Consider the following 17,532-nt stretch of genomic DNA (forward strand, 5'->3'; position numbering starts at 1 on the left):
GGCAAGGGTGGCATGGCCAATGTGCCTATATGAAAAGGGGATTGCGGATGCGTCGTCGGGTCATGTCCGTCTTGGTCGCGTTGACAGCGGGAGGTTCGGCCGCGGCGTTCGGCGGCGCGAGCGCCTCCGCGGTGGCGCTCAACCCGTTCCCCGGCGGCACCGAGGTCTATTTCGACCACGGTGAGTCCACCGCGATCGCGAATCTGAACCTCGGACCGGCGCTGAGTCAGGTGGCGGTCGCCTGGTCGCCGCAGGCCAAAGCGACACTGGGAGCGGGTATCACCGAGCACGCTCAGTGGGCCAGCGAGTCTCCGACCGGTGCGGTGTCGATCGAGGTGTACGGCATGTTCATCCAACCCTCGCTCGTCACGGTCACCACCATCCGTGGCTGAGCCCCTTTCCATTTCGGATTCGGTTGCGGTCGGGGTAGTCTCGCCCATGGCGTTATGCGCATGCATTACCGGAACCTTCGCCGCTCGGGCGTAGGGCTCGGTGTGCCGCTGCCAGCACGCATGCGGCGGCGCATCGGGCTACCGCCCGCGCCGCCGGATGCCGCAGCACACGCGCCGCGCTGTTGGTGAATGCCGACATGAGGACCTCCTGGCGTATACCCGGACGGGACGACACTGCGTGTGTCGTCCCGTCCGGTGTTTTTAGTTATCGCGCCGTCGATCGGAAGCTGCGCAGCCGCAGACTGTTGCTGACCACGAAGACCGAGGAGAACGCCATCGCCGCGCCCGCGAGCATCGGGTTCAGCAGGCCCGCCATGGCCAGGGGGATCGCGGCCACGTTGTAGGCGAAGGCCCAGAACAGGTTGCCCTTGATCGTCGCCAGGGTCCGGCGCGAGAGGCGGATCGCATCCGCCGCTGCCCGCAGGTCGCCGCGGACCAGAGTCAGATCGCTGGCTTCGATGGCCACGTCGGTGCCGGTGCCCATGGCAAGGCCCAGGTCGGCCTGGGCCAGGGCCGCGGCGTCGTTCACGCCGTCGCCCACCATGGCGACCGCCTTGCCTTCGGCTTGCAACCGCTTCACGGTGTCCACCTTGTCTTGCGGCAGCACCTCCGCGATCACCTCATCGATGCCGACCTGCGCGGCGATCGCTTCCGCGGCGGCCTGGTTGTCGCCGGTGAGCATGATCGGGGTGAGACCGAGCGCGCGCAGCTGGGCGATCGCTTCGGCGGAGGTCGGTTTCACCGCGTCGGCCACGACCAGCACACCGCGGGCGGTGCCGTCCCAGCCGACCGCGACGGCGGTCTTGCCCTCGGCCTCGGCCGCGCGCATCGCCTCCGTCAGGTCCTCGTCCAGGTGCTGGGACCAGTCGGCGAGCAGCCGCGCCCGCCCGACCACCACCGCGTGACCGTCCACCACGCCCTGCACGCCCAGGCCCTCGACGTTGGCGAACCCCTCGACCGGCTTCAACTCGCCCACCCGCTCGCGAGCGCCCTTGGCGATGGCCTGGGCGATCGGGTGCTCGGAGGAATCCTCGAGCGCTCCAGCCAGTTCCAGAATCCGCGAGACCTGCTCGCCGTCGGCGGGGATGACCTCGAGCAGGGTCATCCGGCCCGCGGTGACCGTTCCGGTCTTGTCCAGCACGACGGTGTCCACCCGCCGGGTCGATTCCAGCACTTCAGGGCCTTTGATCAAGATGCCCAGCTGGGCGCCGCGTCCGGTGCCGACCATCAACGCGGTCGGTGTGGCCAGCCCCAACGCGCACGGGCAAGCGATGATCAGCACCGCCACCGCGGCGGTGAACGCCGCAGCCACCGATCCGCCGGTGCCGAGCCAGAATCCCAGTGTCGCGACCGACAGCGCGATCACGATCGGCACGAAGATCCCGGAGATCCGGTCGGCCAGCCGCTGCGCCTGAGCCTTGCCGGTCTGCGCGTCTTCGACCAGCTTCGCCATCTGCGCCAGCTGGGTGTCGGACCCGATCCGGGTGGCGCGCACGACGATCCGCCCGCCGACGTTCACCGTCGCGCCGACCACCGCGTCGTCGCGACCGACCTCCACCGGCACCGACTCACCGGTCAGCATCGATGCGTCGACGGCCGAGGAGCCCTCCACCACGACGCCGTCGGTGGCGATCTTCTCCCCCGGCCGCACGACGAATCGGTCCCCGACGATCAGCTGTTCCACCGGAATCCGCTGCTCGGTCCCGCCGCGCAGCACCGATACCTCTTTCGCGCCCAGCTCGAGCAAGGCACGCAGCGCCGCACCCGCACGCCGCTTGGCGCGTGCCTCGAAGTAGCGCCCGGCCAGGATGAAGGTGGTGACACCGGCCGCTGCCTCCAGGTAGATGCTGCCGGTGCCGTCGATGCGGGAGACGGTGAACTCGAACGGGTGGGTCATCCCCGCCGTGCCCGCGGTGCCCCAGAACAGCGCGTACACCGACCAGCCCAGCGCGGCGAGTGTCCCCATCGAGATCAGGGTGTCCATGGTGGCGGTGGCGTGGCGCAGGTTGGTCCACGCGGCACGGTGGAACGGCAGCGCGCCCCACACCACCACCGGGGCGGCGAGGGTCAGCGACAGCCATTGCCAATTGGTGAACTGCAAGGCCGGGATCATCGCCATGGCGACCACCGGCACCGACAGCACCAGCGATACCAGCAAGCGGGTCCGCAGCGCGGCTGCCGGGTCCTCCTCGGCGGGCGCGGTTTCCTCCGGTTTCGCAGCAGCGGGCAGGGCCGCGGTGTACCCGGCCTGCTCGACGGTGGCGATCAGGTCATCCGGCGAGACGTCGCCGGTGACCTCGACCCGCGCCTTCTCGGTGGCGTAGTTCACCGTCGCGGTGACGCCGTCGAGCTTGTTCAGCTTCTTCTCGATGCGAGCGGCGCAGGACGCGCAGGTCATGCCACCGATCACCAGCTCGACCTGGGCGGAGGACGGTGGTTGCGTCGCGGTGGTCATCGTGGATGCTCCGTTCTGTGCGGGCGGTGGTGGATCGACGGGTCAGTGGCTGTGGCCGCCCGGCACCAGCTGCTGACCAGTGTGTTCGGTGTGCGTGGTGACGCCTGCGGCGGGGGTGTCCTGGACGGTCAGGGTGAATTCGGCGGTGCGTACCACGCCCTCGTGCTGGAAGTCGAGGAACAGGCGGTAGTCGCCCGCGCTCGGCGCCGTGAGGGCGAAGGTGATGCCCGGTCCGGCCGCGGTCACGCCGTCACCCGGGTGGCCTTCCGGGTGGACGTGCAGGTAACCGAGGTCGGCGGCGCGCAGTGCCACCAGGTGGCCGTAGGCCCCGAGGTAGGGCTGGAGGTCGGTGACCGGCTTGCCGCCACGCTGCACCGACAGGGTCACCGTCGAGGGCCGACCGGGGACGACGACGCCGTCCAGCGCCACGGTGTAATCGCCGACCGTGGCGGTGGTGGTCGCGGCCGGGAGTTGTTGCGGGTCGTACTTACCCGCCACCCGGAGATCCGCGCCCAGGGTCATGTTTTCGCCGCCGTCCGGGGTGAAGTCGGCGAAGACCCGATAGTCGCCCGCGCGGGTGAGATCGAGCGGGACGCTCCAGGTTCCGTCTGCCCCCAGCACCGGGTGCACGTGCTGGAAGGCGACCATGTCGCGGCGGACGACGATCAGATGCAGATCCTTGTCGTGGCTGCGCACATAGCGAGTGACGGCCGTCCCGTTCTGGTCCAGGATGCGGAAGCGAAGCGGCACATCCGGTGCCGGTGCGGCCTGCGTGGTGTCGAGCCGCAGGGTGTATCCGCGGTCGGTTGCCATCATTCCTCCAGGTAGCGCCTCTGAGTGGGTCGCGCCCGGTTCGGCGGATCCGTCGTGTGTCCCCGAGTTGTGCGCGGCGGGCTCGGGGCCGATGACCGCGCCGGTTGCGAGAGCGATCCCGAAGACCGCCGCGAGGCCGAGGGCGAATCCGCCGAACTTGGTGGAAGCGTTCATCGGTGTGCTCCGTTCGGTGCTCAGTCGGCGACCGCGTAGCCCGCGCGGGCCACGGCGGCGGACACTTCGGCGCGCTCGACCGGGCTCGCGCTCTCCACGGTCACCCGGCCGCTGGCGAGGTCGACGGCGACGGAGCTGACGCCGTCGATACGGCCGATCTCGTCCCGGACCGAGGCGGCGCACCCGCCGCAGGACATTCCGGTGACGGTCACGGTGGTGGCGGTGCTCATGTCGCTCTCCTCTTCGGGTTGCCGTGTGTTGCTGCGTCTACCATACCCCCCTAGGGTATAACTCTGTCAAGAGTGCTCCGGCACACATGACAAAGCCCGGCCCGCGCGCGGACCGGGCTCGGTGAGCGGTCGGGATCAGGCCGCGTAGGTCACCACGGCGACCGCTGGGGCGGAGACGACCTGAACATCGGCCGATTCCGAGACCTTGACGTGCAAGAAGCCGCCCTCGATCGCGATCTGGACGTCCTCCACGGTGCGTGCGGGAACTCCGGCACTGTTCAGCAGGGAGTACCCCTCGACGAGCGCGACTTCGGTCGCGGTCCGCCACTGTGCGTTCATCGGTGCGCCTTTCATCGGTGCGGTGGGTGGGAAATCCAGTTCCGGTTCGGCGACGTGATTGAAGTAGTTGGACAGGATGTTCAGCGCGATGTGGCCGACGACCTCGGTCAGTTCCGCGTCGCTCACGCCGTGAGTTCGCGCGGCGGCGAGGACGCTGTCGTCGAGTCGGCCGCGGGAACGCGATACGGCGCGGGCGACGCGCAGGATCGCGTCGGCGTGCGGGTCGTCGGCGCGTGCCGCGCGAGTGTCGGCGATCGCCTGCTCGGTGAAGCCCATCTTGCCTGCCCGCATGGTGTGCGCGGCCACGCAATAGTCGCAGCCGTTCTCGCTCGCGACCAGCAGAGCGAGTTGTTCGCGAGTGCGGGCGGAGAGCTTGCCCCTGGTCAGTGCGTCGCGCAGGCCGAGGTAGCCGCGCAGGGTGGCCGGGCTGTTCGCCATGGCGGCGTAGAGATTCGGAACGCGGCCCAATTGGCGTTGCACCTCGGTGAGCAGGTCGGCCTGCTCGGCGTCGGCGGTGTCGGCGGACACCAGGGGTAGGCGGGACATCGAAGCCTCCAGCTCGGACAAGATGGTACCGATCGGTTCCGATCGGTTGAATCAAGACGGTACTGACCGGTTCCATGTAGGTCAAGCAAAACGGTACTGACTGGTGCCGTTCTGCTACGGTGTCACCATGGCAACCCGGGCCAAGCAGCGTTTGCTCACCACGGCGGAGGAGTTGTTCTATACCGAAGGCATCCGTGCCGTCGGCGTAGATCGGCTGCTCCAGGAATCGGGCGTGGGCCGCGCGTCCTTCTATCGCCACTTCGCGAGCAAGGACGATCTCGTCGTCGCGGTGCTGGAAGACCGTGACCGCCGCTGGCTGGACTGGCTGCGTGAATCCGTCGAGGCGCGAACCGACGACCCCGCCGCCCGCCCGCTCGCGGTCTTCGACGCGCTCGCAGACCGGTTCGCCCGCAAGGACTTTCGCGGCTGCGCTTTCATCAACACCATGGTCGAGGTAGCCGATCGCGAGAGCGCGGCGCACCAGGTCGCCGATCGCCACAAACGCCGCGTGATCGCCTACCTGACCGAACTCCTCACCGAGGCCGGTCGATCCGACGCCCCCGAACTGGCCACCGAACTCGCCCTCCTGGTCGACGGCGCCATCGTCACCGCCCTCCGCGAGGGCACTCCCGACGCAGCCGCCCGCGCCCGCGGCATCGCACAGCGCCTGCTCGCGGCGGGGTGATCCGCTCACTGAGCGGTGCTCGTCGACCGTCGGTGCGGCTCGACGGCGCGCCCTTGTCAGAGCCGAACTCGTGGACGCCCCTCCGGGGCTTTGCTCAGCGGGTCGCCAACAGCGGATCGTCGCCGTGGCACGCGAACCGTTCGCCGACCACGGACTAGAGCTCACCCTCCACGACGTGGCCGAGTGCGCTTTCGGGTCCTGATCCCCGCCAAGCGATGGCAGCTGCCGAGGTCAGGCCGAGTGCAAGTTGCGGGCGGTGGGGGAGGTTTCCGTCGTCGCCGGGTCGGGGTAGGTGCCGAAGAGGCGGTCGGCGGTGCCGGAGGTGGTGACCGTGAACCAGTAGTGCTCGTTCTTGTAGTGGTGGTGGCGGTGGTTGCGCCAGACGGCGCGGTAGAGGGAGCCTTGCGGTTTGTAGTCGGTGTGGATCAGGTAGTGCGTCCACTCGTAGCCGAGGCCGAGCAGTGTGATGGTGATCAGGAAGGCCAGGCCGAGGCCGAGGCGTGGGAAGGCGAACGCGGCGAGGGCGATCAGGACGACGATCAGGATGGCGAGCGTCCTCGTCGGGATGAAGATCAGTGGGATGTTGCGCGGATCGACATGGTGCTCGCGGTGTTTGCGGGCCAGCTCGCTGTCGAGCGGGATCGGGCCGAGCCGCCGCGGCCGCCAGTGCAACACGGTGACGTGCACGATCCACTCGAAGACCGGGAAGACCACCAGCATCACGGCGGGCACGAGCAGGTCGGGCGGTTGCCAGTCGCCGACGACGATCCGGCCGATCACCGCGCCGGCCAGCGTGGTCGCGATCATCCACGGCGAGGGATGCCGAAGGAATTCGCGGAACGCTTGCCCGAGGGTCAGCCCGCGGCGCAGTGCCCGCTCGTCCCGGCGTACTTTCTCGTGCGCCTGCGCCTCGACCGTATCCGGTTCGGACGCCTTGGATTTCGTCATGGTTGTTCCTACGTGATGCGTGATCAGGATCCGCCGAGGACCTCGATCAAAGCGGTGGTCGCCGGTTCGAGCAGCGCCCGAGCGGTAGTGGCGGCCTTCTGCGGCCGGCCCGCCACGATGGCGGCGGCCAGTTCGCGGTATGCCTCGACGTTGCCCACCTCGGCGGACATGATCGGGGCGAGCGCCGCGAGCGCCGGTTCATAGGCGGCGCGCAACATGTTGAACATCAGCCGGAACACGATGGAGTCGGCCGCGTCCACGACGTGATCCCAGAACTCCATCGCATGCCGTTGCTGGGCGATCGGATCCTGTTCGGCGGCAAGCGCTTCGACGGAGGCGCCGAGCAGCGCGCGGATCTCGTCGGCGCCGGCCGCGCCGACCCGGCGTGCGGCCAGCTCCGCCACCTTCGGTCCGTTGTGCAGCCGCGCCTCCAGGATGCTGCGCGCCACCGCGGGGTCCAGTTCCCCGGCTTGCACCAGCAACCTGGGCAGGACCTCGAGTCCGGCCCCGCGCCGGTAGTCCAGCACGGTGGTCGCGTCCCCCTGACGCACGGACACCAGCCCCGCAGCCGCGAGTCGCTGCAGCGCCTCCCGCACCGCGGGCCGCGAGACGCCGAGGGCCTCCGCCAACTGCCGCTCGCTGGGCAGGGTCGACCCTGGCGCCAGCTCCCCACTGAGCACGTCCGCCGCGATCTGCTCGAACACGTCCGCCGACACCGACCGCTTGACCACAGGTTGCAACGCCATGCGTCTACTGTGCGCCGAGTTGGTCAGGAGGTCAAGTGGTCAGACCAATTTGCCGCCATCGCCGTCATTGCTCTGCGACACGATGCCACCGTGGTGCGCAGCGCCACGGACTTCGTCACGATTCGGCGCACTGTCCCGGAACTGCACCACCTGTGGATCGGGCCGGGCGAAGCTGCTGGGCAACCCGCCGTCGCGGATTGAGTGCGGCGCATTTATTCGGTACCGTACAGGTGATCTATACGGTGCCGTATAAATGGGAGGCGAACCGTGTCACGACTCGCGACGACCACCTACACCGATCATCCGTGGCGTATCCACGAATTCACCAAGGACTTCTCGGTAGAGGACGTCTGGTCGTACCGCACTCCGGGAGCCGGGCCGGACGACTTCCCGACGATGCTCGCGGCCTTGCGAGCTGCGGGCGGACCGGCGAAACAGACCTGGCCGGTGCGGTTCTTGTTCGCCGTTCGGTGGAAGCTCGGTGCACTCCTCGGCTGGGACAAACCATCCGCGGGCGTCGGTAAGCGGGTGGCCTCGCTCCGCGACCGCCTCCCCGACGACATCCGTGACGCTCCCCGCGGATTCGACGACGAGAAAATGCCGCTCAAAGGGGTTTACGAACTCGACATGGAATCCGCCCGCGAGCTGGCCAACAAAACCGTGCACACCGTGATGCACCTCGGCTGGGTGCGAGGAGCCGACGGCGAGTACGAACTGCGAATGGCCGTCCTGGTCAAGCCCAACGGTTTGTTCGGGCGGCTCTACATGGCCGCCATCAAGCCATTTCGATACCTCATCGTCTACCCGGCGCTGACCCGGCAGTGGGAACGCGCATGGCGCGAGCGCGACGATGCCGAGGCGGAGTAGGAAGAAGGTCACGATGAACTCCGGAAAGCGTTTGCTCCGCTGGGCGAGCGGAATCATGGTCGTGCTGGGAACAGGGCATCTGGCCTTGCTCGCGCTCGCCGCCTGGGACGAGATCACCGGCTGGATGGACCAGGGGCTATGGGCAGCGGTGCCGCTCACGCTCACCGACGGAGACGCCGTCCAGACGGTGGAATCCCTGGAGAGCAGGGTCACTTTCTGGGCAGGTCCGGGAAGCTTCGCCGTGCCGCTGATTCTCTTGGGGTTGCTGACCTGGCACCTCGCTGGACGCGGGGTGGCCCTGCCCGCCGGAATCGGCTGGGGCATCGCGGCGTGGTGTGCGGTGGGTGGCGTCCTTCTCGTGCCATCCCCGTTCTTCGTCGGGATCATCCCCGGGGTACTCATCGTCTTGGCAGCACGCAAGGAAGAGCGGTCGGAAGCAACCCGAGATCCGCAGATGGACCTGGCCTGACCTGATTTCAGGTGGGGTCGGAACCGCGGATCGCGGAGATCCAGACGGTGGCAGCGGCGGCGATGGTGGCCGCGGCCAGGAAGACGGGCAGGCCGCCGCCGTCGATGTAGACCCACAGGAGAGCCGCGAAAGGCGCGGCGACGGTGGATTGGGCGTCGAGCAGAAGGCGGCGGCGCAGACGAGTGGCCGCCGCCGTCTGGGTGGGCGCGTCGGGGTCGGGGCGGCTGGGGTTGTCGATCAAACGGCCTGGCGGTTCGACGTCGCGGATGCGGCCGGAAGGGTAGAGGCGTCTTCCGGCAAGGTGAATCGTGCGGTCGTTCACGTCGGCTTCGGTTTCGGTGAGGGTGGTCAGCACCGGGTCGAAGTAGACCGGAAGCCAGCGCGGACGGCCCGTGCCGCCGACCTGCAACCAGGAACGGCTGACCAGGCGGTGCTGTTGGCGGACCCGAGTAACCCGCACGGTCCGCGCGGTACCCGAACGCCAGAACGGAAGCAGGCCGTACGCGACGCCGAGCCGATACCCCGTGTACCCGAGAATGCCGAGCACGACCGCCGCGATCGCCGCCACCTGATCCAGAGTGCCGAACGGCGCCCACGCGGCACAGACCGCGAGGGCGCCGATCGTCACTGTGAGCGGATAGGCCAGGGGATGGCCCGGTCCGAGACTCACTTCAAGAAACCGATTTTCGTGTAGTCCAGGGACGCCAGTCCGGCGGCGCCATAGTTCGCCAAGTTGGCGCGCACCCCGACATTGCCCGCCGACTGCATCAGCGGCAGCGAATGGCCCTCCTCGAACACCTTGCGGTCCACCTGGTTCGCCAGTTCGATCGCCTTCTGCGGGTCGAGTTCGGAGATCGTCTGCTCGATCAGCGCGTTCAGTTCCGGCGAGCCGATGCGGCCGTAGTTGCCCTGCAGGTCGTTCGGGTTGTAGCCGTAGATCTGGTTGAGGCTGCCGAGCGGGAACGGGTCACCCACCCAGGTCCACTGCGCGACGTCGAAGTTGCCCGGCTGGATCACGTCGGTGAAGAAGCCCTTGCCCGGCTTGGTCTCGATGTTGAGTTTGACGCCCACCGCGGCCAGGTTCTGCTGGATGATCTGCGCGATCTGCACCCAGGTGTCGTCCTGGTACATGACGTCGCGGATCTCCAGTCGGCGGCCGTCCTTCTCCCGGACGTCGCCGACCAGCTTCCAGCCCAGGTCGTCGAGCTCCTTCGCGGCGGCGGCCGGGTCGAAGCCGAGGCTGTTGTCCTGGTATCCCTTCTGCCCCTGGATGAAGATGTGGTTGTTCAGCGGTTTCGGGTTCTCCACCAGGCCGTTCTGGATGGCCGTCACGATGCCCTGCCGGTCGATCGCCTTCGAGATGGCCACGCGCAACTTCTGGTCGGCGAGGATGGAGCCGGGGGCGCCGTTGAAGGTGAAGTGGTTCCAGCTGTTGCCCGGAGCCCGGCGGATGGCGATGCCCGGCGTGTTCCGCGCGGTCCTCAGCTCGTCCCGGGTGCCCAGGCCGACCGCGTCGATCTCGTTGTTCTGCAACGCGGGCAATTGCGCGGAGGAATCGAGCACGCTGAAGGTGATCGTGTCGAGCTTCGGGGTGTCGCCCCACCACTTGGGGTTGCGGCCGAGCACGATTCGCCCCTGCGCCCGGTCGGTGGACTGCACGAGGAACGGCCCCGCGGTCAGCGCGATGCCGTCGACGAGGCTCTTGTTGAACGCCTCGGGCGTGGCGGTGACGGACTTGGGGAACAGGAAGGTGTTGCCCGCGAACTGCCCGCGCCATTCGGCGTAGTGCTGCTTGAAGGTGATGATCGCCTGCCGGTCGTCGACGCCGCGCTCGACCTTCTCCACCCGATCGAACCCGCTGTTGTTGGCGATCAGGAACGCCTTGTCCGCGCCGCTGAGCGCGTTCGCCTGGGACTGGATGTCCTCCCAGGTGATCGGGGTTCCGTCGGACCACACGGCCTTGGGATTGATCGTGTAGGTCACCTGCTGCGGATTGGTGTTCGTCAGTTGGACGTCGGTGAAGTAGTCGGTGTTGATCGACAGCTCGCCCGCCGCGTTGGTCCGGAAGGCGCGGGGCATCATCGGCCGCTCGATCGCGCCGGTCTCGGCGTCGTTCCCGTCGTTGGACAGGCTGTTCCAGTTCGCGGGGAACGCCGAGATGGCCAGGCGCAGGTTGCCACCGTCGCGCAGCTCGCTGACATCGTGCGGGTTGATGTCGTTCGTGGTGCCGAGCTCGGCGGCCGAGCCCGCTGGCGCGCCCTCGTCGTCCGAGCTACACCCGGAGGCCACCAATCCGATCGCGACGGCGGCAATCGCCAGTCGTGTCGTCAGTGAACGAATCCGCATGGTTCGCTCCTTCCCGCAGCGGCGCTGCGTGTCTACTTCAGGAAACCAATTCTGGTGTAGTCGTATGAGGCGAGCCCGGGGGACCCGTAGTTGGCGATGTCGGCGCGGATACCGAAGTTTCCTTCCGACTGGGTCAGCGGCAGCGAGTGGCCCTCTTCGAAGACCGCGCGGTCGACCTGGTTGGCGAGCTCGATCGCCTTCGCCGGGTCCAGCTCCGACAGGGTGCGATCGATGAGGGCGTTCAGCTCCGGCGAGCCGATGCGGCCGTAGTTACCCTGCAGGTCGTCGGGGTGATAGGCGTAGATCTGCGGAAGGCTGCTGAGCGGGAACGCGTCGCCGGAGAAGATGAACTGGGCGGCGTCGAAATCACCGGGCTGGATCACGTCGGTGAAGTAGCCCGCGCCCGGCTTGGTGTCGATCACCAGCCCGACGCCGATCGCGGCCAGGTTCTGCTGGACGATCTGCGCGATCTGCACCCAGGTGGGGTCGTTGTACATGACGTCGCGGATGACCAGCTTGCGGCCGTCCTTCTCGCGGATGCCGCCGACCGGCTTCCAGCCCAGATCGTCGAGTTCCTTCGCCGCGGCCGCGGGGTCGTAGCCGAGGCTGTTGTCGCGGTAGCCCTCCTGCCCTTGCAGGAAGACGTGGTTGTTCAGCGGTTTCGGGTTCTCCACCAGGCCGTTCTGGGTGGCGGTCGCGATGCCCTGGCGGTCGATGGCCTTGGCGATGGCCACGCGCAGTCTCGGATCGGCGAGGATCGAACCCGGGGCGCCGTTGAACGTGATGTGCCGCCACCGGTTGCCCGGCGCCCGGCGCACGACCAGCCCTGAGGTGCTGCGCACGGTTTTGACGTCGTCGATCGTGCTCAGCCGCACCGCGTCGAGTTCGTTGTTCTGCAGCGCACCCACCCAGGCCGCGCGGTCGAGCACGCTGAATGTGATGGTGTCCAGCTTCGGCTTGTCGCCCCACCAGTTCGGGTTGCGGGCCAGCACGATGCGGCCCTGGGTGCGATCGGTGGACCGGATCAGGAACGGGCCCGCGGTCGGGCCCATGTGGTCGGCCAGGCTGTGGTTGAACGAGTCGGGATCGGCGGTCACCGATTTGGGGAACAGCGCCATGTTCCCGGCGAACTGGCCGCGCCATTCGGCGTAGTGCTGCTTGAACGTGATGATCGCCTGCCGGTCGTCGACGCCGCGTTCGACCTTCTCCACCCGGTCGAAGCCGCTGGTGATCGCGATCAGGAAGCGTTTGTCGGCGCCGCTGAGCGCATACGCCTGGGAGCTGATGTCTTCCCAGGTGATCGGGGTGCCGTCGGACCAGACGGCCTTCGGATTGATGGTGTAGGTGACCTGCTGCGGTTCGGTACCGGTCAGTTGAACGTCGGTGAAGTAGTCCTTGTCGACGGTCAGCTGTCCCGCGGCGTCGGTGTTGAACGCGCGGGGCATCAAGGGCCGCTCGATGTCGCCGATCTCGCCGTCGTGCCCGTCGTTGGACAGCGTGTTCCAGTTCGCCGGGAACGAGGTGGTGGCCAGGCGCAGGTTGCCGCCCTCGCGCAGCTCGTCCGGGTGCCGCGGATTGATGTCGCTGGTGGTGCCGAGCGCGTCGGACAGCCCCTTCGCCGATTCGGCGTCGTCCGCGCCACAGCCCGCGACCACGAGTCCAAGCGCGACGAGCGGAACCGCCCAGCGCACCGGCCGCGGGCGGGTGCGGTTTCGGGTCGATCGGATCCGCATCGCGCTGTCCTTTCTAGCGGCTGACCACCGGTACCGGCACGGCATCGATCAGCGCACGCGTGTACTCGTGCGCAGGCGCCGCGAAAATCTGTTCGGCCGGGCCGTATTCGACGATCTTCCCGCGATACATGACCGCGATGTCATGGGCCAGATTGCGGACCACCGAGAGGTCGTGGGAGACGAACAGGTAGGACAGCGCGCGCTCGGTCTGCAGATCGCGCAGCAGGTTCAGCACACCCGCTTGGATCGAGACGTCCAGCGAGGACACCGGCTCGTCCAGCACGAGCAACTCCGGATCCAGCGCGAGCGCGCGGGCGATGCTGATGCGCTGTTTCTGTCCGCCGGAGAAGTCGGCGGGATAGCGGTCGGCGTGCTCCGGGCGCAGCCCGACCTGCTCGAGCAATTCCGGGACCCGCCGAGCGATCTCGGCCCGCGATCGCCCGTCGATGCGCAGCGGCTCGGCGAGCGCGTCGAAGATCGGCAGCCGCGGGTCCAGCGAGGCGGTGGGATCCTGGAAGACGATCTGCATCTTCCTGCGGATCTCCCGCCTGCGCGCCTTGCTCAGCGACGCCACGTCGCTGCCCATGATCTCGATGGTGCCGCCCTGGGGGCGAACCAGATCGAGAATCTGGGTGAGCGTGGTGGACTTCCCGGAGCCGGACTCGCCGACCAGCGCCAAGGTTCGCCCGGCCCGCACCTCGAAGCTGATGCCGTCGACCGCCCTGATCTCGCCCTTGCGGCGGCGCAGCACCACACCGGAGGTGATCGGGAAGACCTTCACCAGGTCGGAGACCCGCAGCACCACCTCGGAGTCCACCTCGGCCTCGGTCTCCGGCTCGGAAACCTCGCTGCGGTAGGCCTCGAACAGCGCGTCCGTGCCGACCTCGGCGGTGCGGATGCAGGCGGCGGAATGCCCGGGCTCGGTCAGCTCCAGCGGCGGTTCCGCGGCCCTGCACTCATCGAGCGCGACGGGGCAGCGCGGTGCGAACGTGCACCCCGGCGGCAGCGCGTGCATGGCGGGCGGCGCGCCGACGATCGGGATCAGCGGACGGCGCGGGGGACCGTCCATCCGCGGAATCGAGCCGAGCAGCCCCACGGTATAGGGCATCCGCGGCGCGTTGAACAGCTCCGCGGTGGCGGCGGTCTCGACGATCCGGCCCGCGTACATCACGGCGACGCGGTCGGCCAGCGTGGCGGCGATCCCCATGTCGTGGGTGATCATGATGACGCCCGCACCGGTGATGTCCCGCGCCTTGCGCAGCAGGTTGAGGATCTGCTTCTGCACCGTCACGTCCAGCGCAGTGGTCGGCTCGTCGCAGATGATCAGCGCCGGATCGTTGGCGATCGCCATCGCGATGACCACTCGCTGGCGCTGGCCGCCGGAGAATTCGTGCGGGAACGCCTTGGCCCGCACCTCCGGATCGGGGATGCCGACCAAATCGAGCAGTTCCACCGCCCGTTTCGCGGCCTCGGACTTGCTCATCTTGCCGTGCGCCAGCAGGGCCTCGGCGATCTGGTCGCCCACCCGGTAGACCGGGGTGAGCGCGGACAGCGGGTCCTGGAACACCATGCTGATGGAACTGCCGCGCAGCTGGGACAACTGCCGGTCGCCGAGCCCGAGCAGTTCGCGGCCGCGGAACCGGATGGAGCCGGTGATCCGCGCCTGCTCCGGCAGCAACCCCATCACCGCCAGCGAGGACACCGACTTGCCCGAACCGGATTCGCCGACGATGGCGAGCACTTCACCGTCGGACACCGTGTAGGTGACGCCGCGGACCGCGTCGATCCGGCCCTCCTCGCTCGGGAAGGAGACGCGCAGATCGGTGATCTCCAGCAGCGGTGTGGTCGAGTGGGTCATGCTTTCGCCTTCTTCTTCGACCGCGCTCGCTTGGCGCCGGGATCGAACGCGTCCCGCAGTCCGTCGCCGACCAGGTTCGCGCACAGCACGGTGATGATCAACAGACCACCCGCGAACAGGAACAGCCACGGATAGGTCAGCGCCGACTTGGTGCCCGTCGCGATCAGCGAGCCGAGCGACACGTCCGGGGGCTGCACGCCGAATCCGAGGAAGCTCAGTCCCGTCTCGGCCATGATCGCCGAGCCGACGGTGAGCGTGGTGTCGATGATCAGGATCGAGGCGATGTTCGGGATGATGTGGCTGAGGATCACCGTGCGGGTGGGCGCGCCCATATACCGTGCGGCGCGGACGAATTCGCGATCGCGCAGGCTCAGCGTCAGGCCGCGCACGATCCGCGCGGAGATCATCCAGCCGAAGCAGGACAGCAGGATGATCAGCAGCAGAATGGATCCGCTGCCCTTGGTGCGCGGCGCGAACAGCGCGATGACGATGAAGCTCGGAACCACGAGCAACAGGTCGACCAGCCACATGATCGCGCGATCGGTCCAGCCGCCGAGCAGCCCGGCCAGCGAACCGGTGGTCGCCGCGATCGCGGTGGAGAACAGCGCGACGCACAGGCCGATGATCAAGGATTTCTGCAGGCCGCGCAGGGTTTGCGCGAGGACGTCCTGGCCGATCTGCGTCGTGCCGAACGGGTGCTCCAGACTCGGCGGCTTCAGCAGCGCGGTGTAGTCCAACTGCTGGTAGTCGTACGGCAGCACGGGCGGGAGCGCGAAACTGGCGACGAACAGCAAGATCAGGACGATGCCGCCGGCGACGGCCGGTTTGTTGCGCAGGAATCGTCGCAGGACCAGCCTGCGCCGTCCGGTCGCGGTGACTTCAGGAGCACCTTGGACGATGATTTCGGCTTCCGTCATCCCACACGCACCCTGGGGTCGAGAATCGCGTACACGATGTCGGAGAGCAGGCCGGACACCAGCACCACCAAGCCCGCGAACGCGGTCACCGTCACCACCACGTACAGATCCTGGGCGTTGATCGAGTCGACCAGCCATTCGCCGACACCGTGCCAGCCGAAGATCTTCTCGGTGAACGTCGCGCCCGTGATCAAACCGCCGAGGCTGTAGGCGAACAGCGTCGCCATCGGGATCAGCGCGGTACGCAGGCCGTGTTTGTACAGCGCTCTGCTGCGGGTGAGCCCCTTGGCGCGGGCGGTGCGGATGAAATCGCTCTGGAGCACGTCGAGCATGGCGTTGCGCTGGTAGCGGCTGTAGCCCGCCATGGCGCCGAGGGCCAGGGCGGCCGTGGGCAGGATCAGGTGCTGGATCCGGTCGAGCAACTGCCCCCAGAAGCCATCGATCGCGGTGGCCGACGTCTCGCCGGTGTAGAGGAAGATCTGCTCGCCGCTGACCGAATTCACCTCCAGCGCACCGTATTTCAACAGCGTCGCGAGCAGGAACACCGGCGTGCTCAAGACCAGCAGCGACACCACCGTGGTGAAGTAGTCGCTGAATTTGTATTGCCGGATCGCCCCGGCCGCGCCGATCAGAACCCCGAGCACGGTACCGACCAGCGAGCCGACGAGCAGCAACCGCAGACTCACCGCCACCCGCCGCGGCAGTTCCTCGCTCACCGGCTGACCGGCCAACGTGGTGCCGAAATCACCCTGCGGGATGCCCTTGATCCAGGTGAGGTACCGCTCCGGAATCGGATCGTTGAGGTGCAACTCCTCGGCCTTGGCGTCGATCACTGCCTGCGGCGGTCGCGGGTTGCGTTGTTCGAGACTGTCCAGGGGCCGGAACGTCAGGGACGCCAGGCTGAACGTCAGGAACGAAGCCAGCAGCAACAGCACGACATAGTTGAGCGCGCGTCGTAGCAGGAAGCCGGTCATCAGTCCTCTGGTCTTTCGGCGGTATTAGCCCCCGATCATAAGGACGTGCTCGGCTGCGCGCGTGCCACGAGACGTTCGGGCATGTCCGACCCGATCCGGGGACGGACCGGGCACTGGCCAGGGGTTGTCCGGCAGGATGGAAGAGGTGAGGCCCATGCACCTGCCCAAGCCGAAGATGGTCGCCACCGATGTGGACGGCACGCTCATCGATCACGACGAGCGGGTCACCGCGCGGACCAAGGCCGCGGTGGGAGCGCTGGTCGCGGACGGTGTGCCGTTCGTGCTGGCCACCGGGCGTCCGCCGCGCTGGATCGCGCCGGTGGTCGAGGGCTTGGGGTATGCGCCGCTGTGCGTGTGCGGCAACGGCGCGGTGGTCTACGACAGCGCGTCCGATCGGGTGCTGGCCAGCAGGACGTTGGACGTGGCGACGCTGGCCTGGCTCGCCGATGTCGCCGAGCGGGCGTTGCCCGGCTGCGGTCTCGCGGCGGAACGGGTGGGCGAGAGCGCGCACGACGCGGTGACGCCGCAATTCGTCAGCTCGCCGCAGTACGAGCACGCCTGGCTCAATCCGGACGACACCTCGGTCGCCCGCGAGGAGGTCATCGACGCACCGGCCATCAAGATGCTCATCCGGCTACCCGGCGCGCGCAGCTCGGATATGCGCACGGTGCTCGCTCCGCTGATCGGGGAGCGCGCCGACATCACCTACTCGACCGAGCACGGCCTCATCGAACTGTCCGCGCCCGGCATCACCAAAGCCTCGGGTCTCGCGGTGGTCGCCCAGCGTCTCGGCGTGGACGAGGCCACCATCGTCGCGTTCGGTGACATGCCCAACGACGTGCCCATGCTCACCATGGCCGGACACGGCGTGGCGATGCGCAACGCCCACCCCGAAGCCATCGCGGCCGCCGACGAGATCGCCGAATCCAATTCCGATGACGGAGTCGCCCGCGTGCTCGAACGCTGGTGGGTTTGAGTCG

The 17,532-nt window shown here is 68.0% G+C and carries 17 protein-coding genes; 5 read left to right on the plus strand and 12 right to left on the minus strand.

Annotation, left to right across the window (positions count from 1 at the left end):
* The first annotated feature begins 47 nt into the window (after positions 1-47).
* Positions 48-392, plus strand: a complete 345-nt coding sequence (locus tag ON34_RS00350; protein ID WP_157172131.1) for a hypothetical protein — start codon at positions 48-50, stop codon at positions 390-392.
* Positions 393-657: 265 nt separating this feature from the next.
* Here ON34_RS00350 and ON34_RS00355 read toward each other — a convergent pair whose 3' ends face one another.
* The 4 genes from ON34_RS00355 to ON34_RS00370 all read right to left on the minus strand — a co-directional run bounded on the left by ON34_RS00355 (position 658) and on the right by ON34_RS00370 (position 5,009).
* Positions 658-2,907 carry a heavy metal translocating P-type ATPase gene (locus ON34_RS00355; protein ID WP_040772671.1) on the minus strand — a complete coding sequence of 750 codons (2,250 nt, stop codon included), beginning with the start codon at positions 2,905-2,907 and terminating at the stop codon, positions 658-660.
* 42 nt (positions 2,908-2,949) lie between these two features.
* Positions 2,950-3,894 (minus strand): DUF8832 domain-containing protein, encoded by a 945-nt coding sequence (locus ON34_RS00360; RefSeq protein ID WP_245547818.1) that lies wholly within the window; start codon positions 3,892-3,894, stop codon positions 2,950-2,952.
* A gap of 20 nt (positions 3,895-3,914) precedes the next feature.
* On the minus strand, positions 3,915-4,124 hold the full coding sequence (locus ON34_RS00365; RefSeq protein ID WP_040772673.1) for a heavy-metal-associated domain-containing protein: 210 nt from the start codon (positions 4,122-4,124) through the stop codon (positions 3,915-3,917).
* 135 nt (positions 4,125-4,259) lie between these two features.
* Positions 4,260-5,009 (minus strand): carboxymuconolactone decarboxylase family protein, encoded by a 750-nt coding sequence (locus ON34_RS00370; RefSeq protein ID WP_040772897.1) that lies wholly within the window; start codon positions 5,007-5,009, stop codon positions 4,260-4,262.
* Positions 5,010-5,136: 127 nt separating this feature from the next.
* Here ON34_RS00370 and ON34_RS00375 point away from each other — a divergent pair, with 127 nt between their 5' ends.
* Positions 5,137-5,694 (plus strand): TetR/AcrR family transcriptional regulator, encoded by a 558-nt coding sequence (locus ON34_RS00375; RefSeq protein WP_040772899.1) that lies wholly within the window; start codon positions 5,137-5,139, stop codon positions 5,692-5,694.
* Positions 5,695-5,925: 231 nt separating this feature from the next.
* Here the strand turns inward: ON34_RS00375 and ON34_RS00380 are convergent, their stop codons facing one another.
* Together ON34_RS00380 and ON34_RS00385 are read right to left on the minus strand one after the other, a co-directional pair.
* Positions 5,926-6,642 (minus strand): sterol desaturase family protein, encoded by a 717-nt coding sequence (locus tag ON34_RS00380; protein ID WP_083889054.1) that lies wholly within the window; start codon positions 6,640-6,642, stop codon positions 5,926-5,928.
* Between the two features lie 23 nt (positions 6,643-6,665).
* Complete coding sequence (locus ON34_RS00385; RefSeq protein WP_040772674.1) at positions 6,666-7,388, minus strand: FadR/GntR family transcriptional regulator; 723 nt, start codon at positions 7,386-7,388, stop codon at positions 6,666-6,668.
* 267 nt (positions 7,389-7,655) lie between these two features.
* On the opposite strand from ON34_RS00385, the gene ON34_RS00390 reads away from it, so the two are divergent.
* Positions 7,656-8,255: a DUF2867 domain-containing protein gene (locus ON34_RS00390; protein WP_040772676.1), complete on the plus strand. Its 600-nt coding sequence runs from the start codon at positions 7,656-7,658 to the stop codon at positions 8,253-8,255.
* 13 nt (positions 8,256-8,268) lie between these two features.
* The gene (locus tag ON34_RS00395; RefSeq protein ID WP_040772678.1) at positions 8,269-8,724 is read left to right on the plus strand and encodes a DUF6463 family protein; all 456 of its coding nucleotides are present in this window, start codon (positions 8,269-8,271) and stop codon (positions 8,722-8,724) included.
* A 7-nt stretch (positions 8,725-8,731) separates the two neighbouring features.
* Here ON34_RS00395 and ON34_RS00400 read toward each other — a convergent pair whose 3' ends face one another.
* The 6 genes from ON34_RS00400 to ON34_RS00425 are packed head-to-tail and all read right to left on the minus strand — an operon-like array spanning position 8,732 to position 16,552.
* Entirely contained in the window at positions 8,732-9,394 is a 663-nt protein-coding gene (locus ON34_RS00400) for a hypothetical protein (RefSeq protein WP_245547819.1), read from the minus strand.
* Positions 9,391-11,070, minus strand: a complete 1,680-nt coding sequence (locus tag ON34_RS00405; RefSeq protein WP_040772680.1) for an ABC transporter family substrate-binding protein — start codon at positions 11,068-11,070, stop codon at positions 9,391-9,393. Before ON34_RS00405 ends, ON34_RS00400 begins: the two co-directional genes overlap by 4 nt.
* Before the next feature lie 32 nt (positions 11,071-11,102).
* A complete protein-coding gene (locus ON34_RS00410) occupies positions 11,103-12,803 on the minus strand; it encodes an ABC transporter family substrate-binding protein (protein WP_040772682.1) in 1,701 nt (566 codons plus the stop codon).
* Positions 12,804-12,816: 13 nt separating this feature from the next.
* Positions 12,817-14,661 carry an ABC transporter ATP-binding protein gene (locus tag ON34_RS00415; protein WP_040772684.1) on the minus strand — a complete coding sequence of 615 codons (1,845 nt, stop codon included), beginning with the start codon at positions 14,659-14,661 and terminating at the stop codon, positions 12,817-12,819.
* On the minus strand, positions 14,658-15,578 hold the full coding sequence (locus tag ON34_RS00420) for an ABC transporter permease (protein ID WP_040772686.1): 921 nt from the start codon (positions 15,576-15,578) through the stop codon (positions 14,658-14,660). Before ON34_RS00420 ends, ON34_RS00415 begins: the two co-directional genes overlap by 4 nt.
* Positions 15,575-16,552 carry an ABC transporter permease gene (locus ON34_RS00425; protein ID WP_040772688.1) on the minus strand — a complete coding sequence of 326 codons (978 nt, stop codon included), beginning with the start codon at positions 16,550-16,552 and terminating at the stop codon, positions 15,575-15,577. Before ON34_RS00425 ends, ON34_RS00420 begins: the two co-directional genes overlap by 4 nt.
* A gap of 154 nt (positions 16,553-16,706) precedes the next feature.
* On the opposite strand from ON34_RS00425, the gene ON34_RS00430 reads away from it, so the two are divergent.
* On the plus strand, positions 16,707-17,528 hold the full coding sequence (locus ON34_RS00430; protein ID WP_040772690.1) for a Cof-type HAD-IIB family hydrolase: 822 nt from the start codon (positions 16,707-16,709) through the stop codon (positions 17,526-17,528).
* The last annotated feature ends 4 nt before the right edge of the window (positions 17,529-17,532 follow it).

Source organism: Nocardia pneumoniae NBRC 100136 (genome assembly GCF_000308755.1).
Classification (GTDB): domain Bacteria; phylum Actinomycetota; class Actinomycetes; order Mycobacteriales; family Mycobacteriaceae; genus Nocardia; species Nocardia pneumoniae.

Excerpts from the sequence above, each read along its gene's own strand:
- ON34_RS00355 (WP_040772671.1), bottom strand. The coding sequence starts at position 2,907 with ATGACCACCGCGACGCAACCACCGTCCTCCGCCCAGGTCGAGCTGGTG.
- ON34_RS00370 (WP_040772897.1), bottom strand. The coding sequence starts at position 5,009 with ATGTCCCGCCTACCCCTGGTGTCCGCCGACACCGCCGACGCCGAGCAG.
- ON34_RS00385 (WP_040772674.1), bottom strand. The coding sequence starts at position 7,388 with ATGGCGTTGCAACCTGTGGTCAAGCGGTCGGTGTCGGCGGACGTGTTC.
- ON34_RS00360 (WP_245547818.1), bottom strand. The coding sequence starts at position 3,894 with ATGAACGCTTCCACCAAGTTCGGCGGATTCGCCCTCGGCCTCGCGGCG.
- ON34_RS00405 (WP_040772680.1), bottom strand. The coding sequence starts at position 11,070 with ATGCGGATTCGTTCACTGACGACACGACTGGCGATTGCCGCCGTCGCG.
- ON34_RS00380 (WP_083889054.1), bottom strand. The coding sequence starts at position 6,642 with ATGACGAAATCCAAGGCGTCCGAACCGGATACGGTCGAGGCGCAGGCG.
- ON34_RS00425 (WP_040772688.1), bottom strand. The coding sequence starts at position 16,552 with ATGACCGGCTTCCTGCTACGACGCGCGCTCAACTATGTCGTGCTGTTG.
- ON34_RS00415 (WP_040772684.1), bottom strand. The coding sequence starts at position 14,661 with ATGACCCACTCGACCACACCGCTGCTGGAGATCACCGATCTGCGCGTC.
- ON34_RS00410 (WP_040772682.1), bottom strand. The coding sequence starts at position 12,803 with ATGCGGATCCGATCGACCCGAAACCGCACCCGCCCGCGGCCGGTGCGC.
- ON34_RS00350 (WP_157172131.1), top strand. The coding sequence starts at position 48 with ATGCGTCGTCGGGTCATGTCCGTCTTGGTCGCGTTGACAGCGGGAGGT.
- ON34_RS00430 (WP_040772690.1), top strand. The coding sequence starts at position 16,707 with ATGCACCTGCCCAAGCCGAAGATGGTCGCCACCGATGTGGACGGCACG.
- ON34_RS00395 (WP_040772678.1), top strand. The coding sequence starts at position 8,269 with ATGAACTCCGGAAAGCGTTTGCTCCGCTGGGCGAGCGGAATCATGGTC.
- ON34_RS00420 (WP_040772686.1), bottom strand. The coding sequence starts at position 15,578 with ATGACGGAAGCCGAAATCATCGTCCAAGGTGCTCCTGAAGTCACCGCG.
- ON34_RS00365 (WP_040772673.1), bottom strand. The coding sequence starts at position 4,124 with ATGAGCACCGCCACCACCGTGACCGTCACCGGAATGTCCTGCGGCGGG.
- ON34_RS00375 (WP_040772899.1), top strand. The coding sequence starts at position 5,137 with ATGGCAACCCGGGCCAAGCAGCGTTTGCTCACCACGGCGGAGGAGTTG.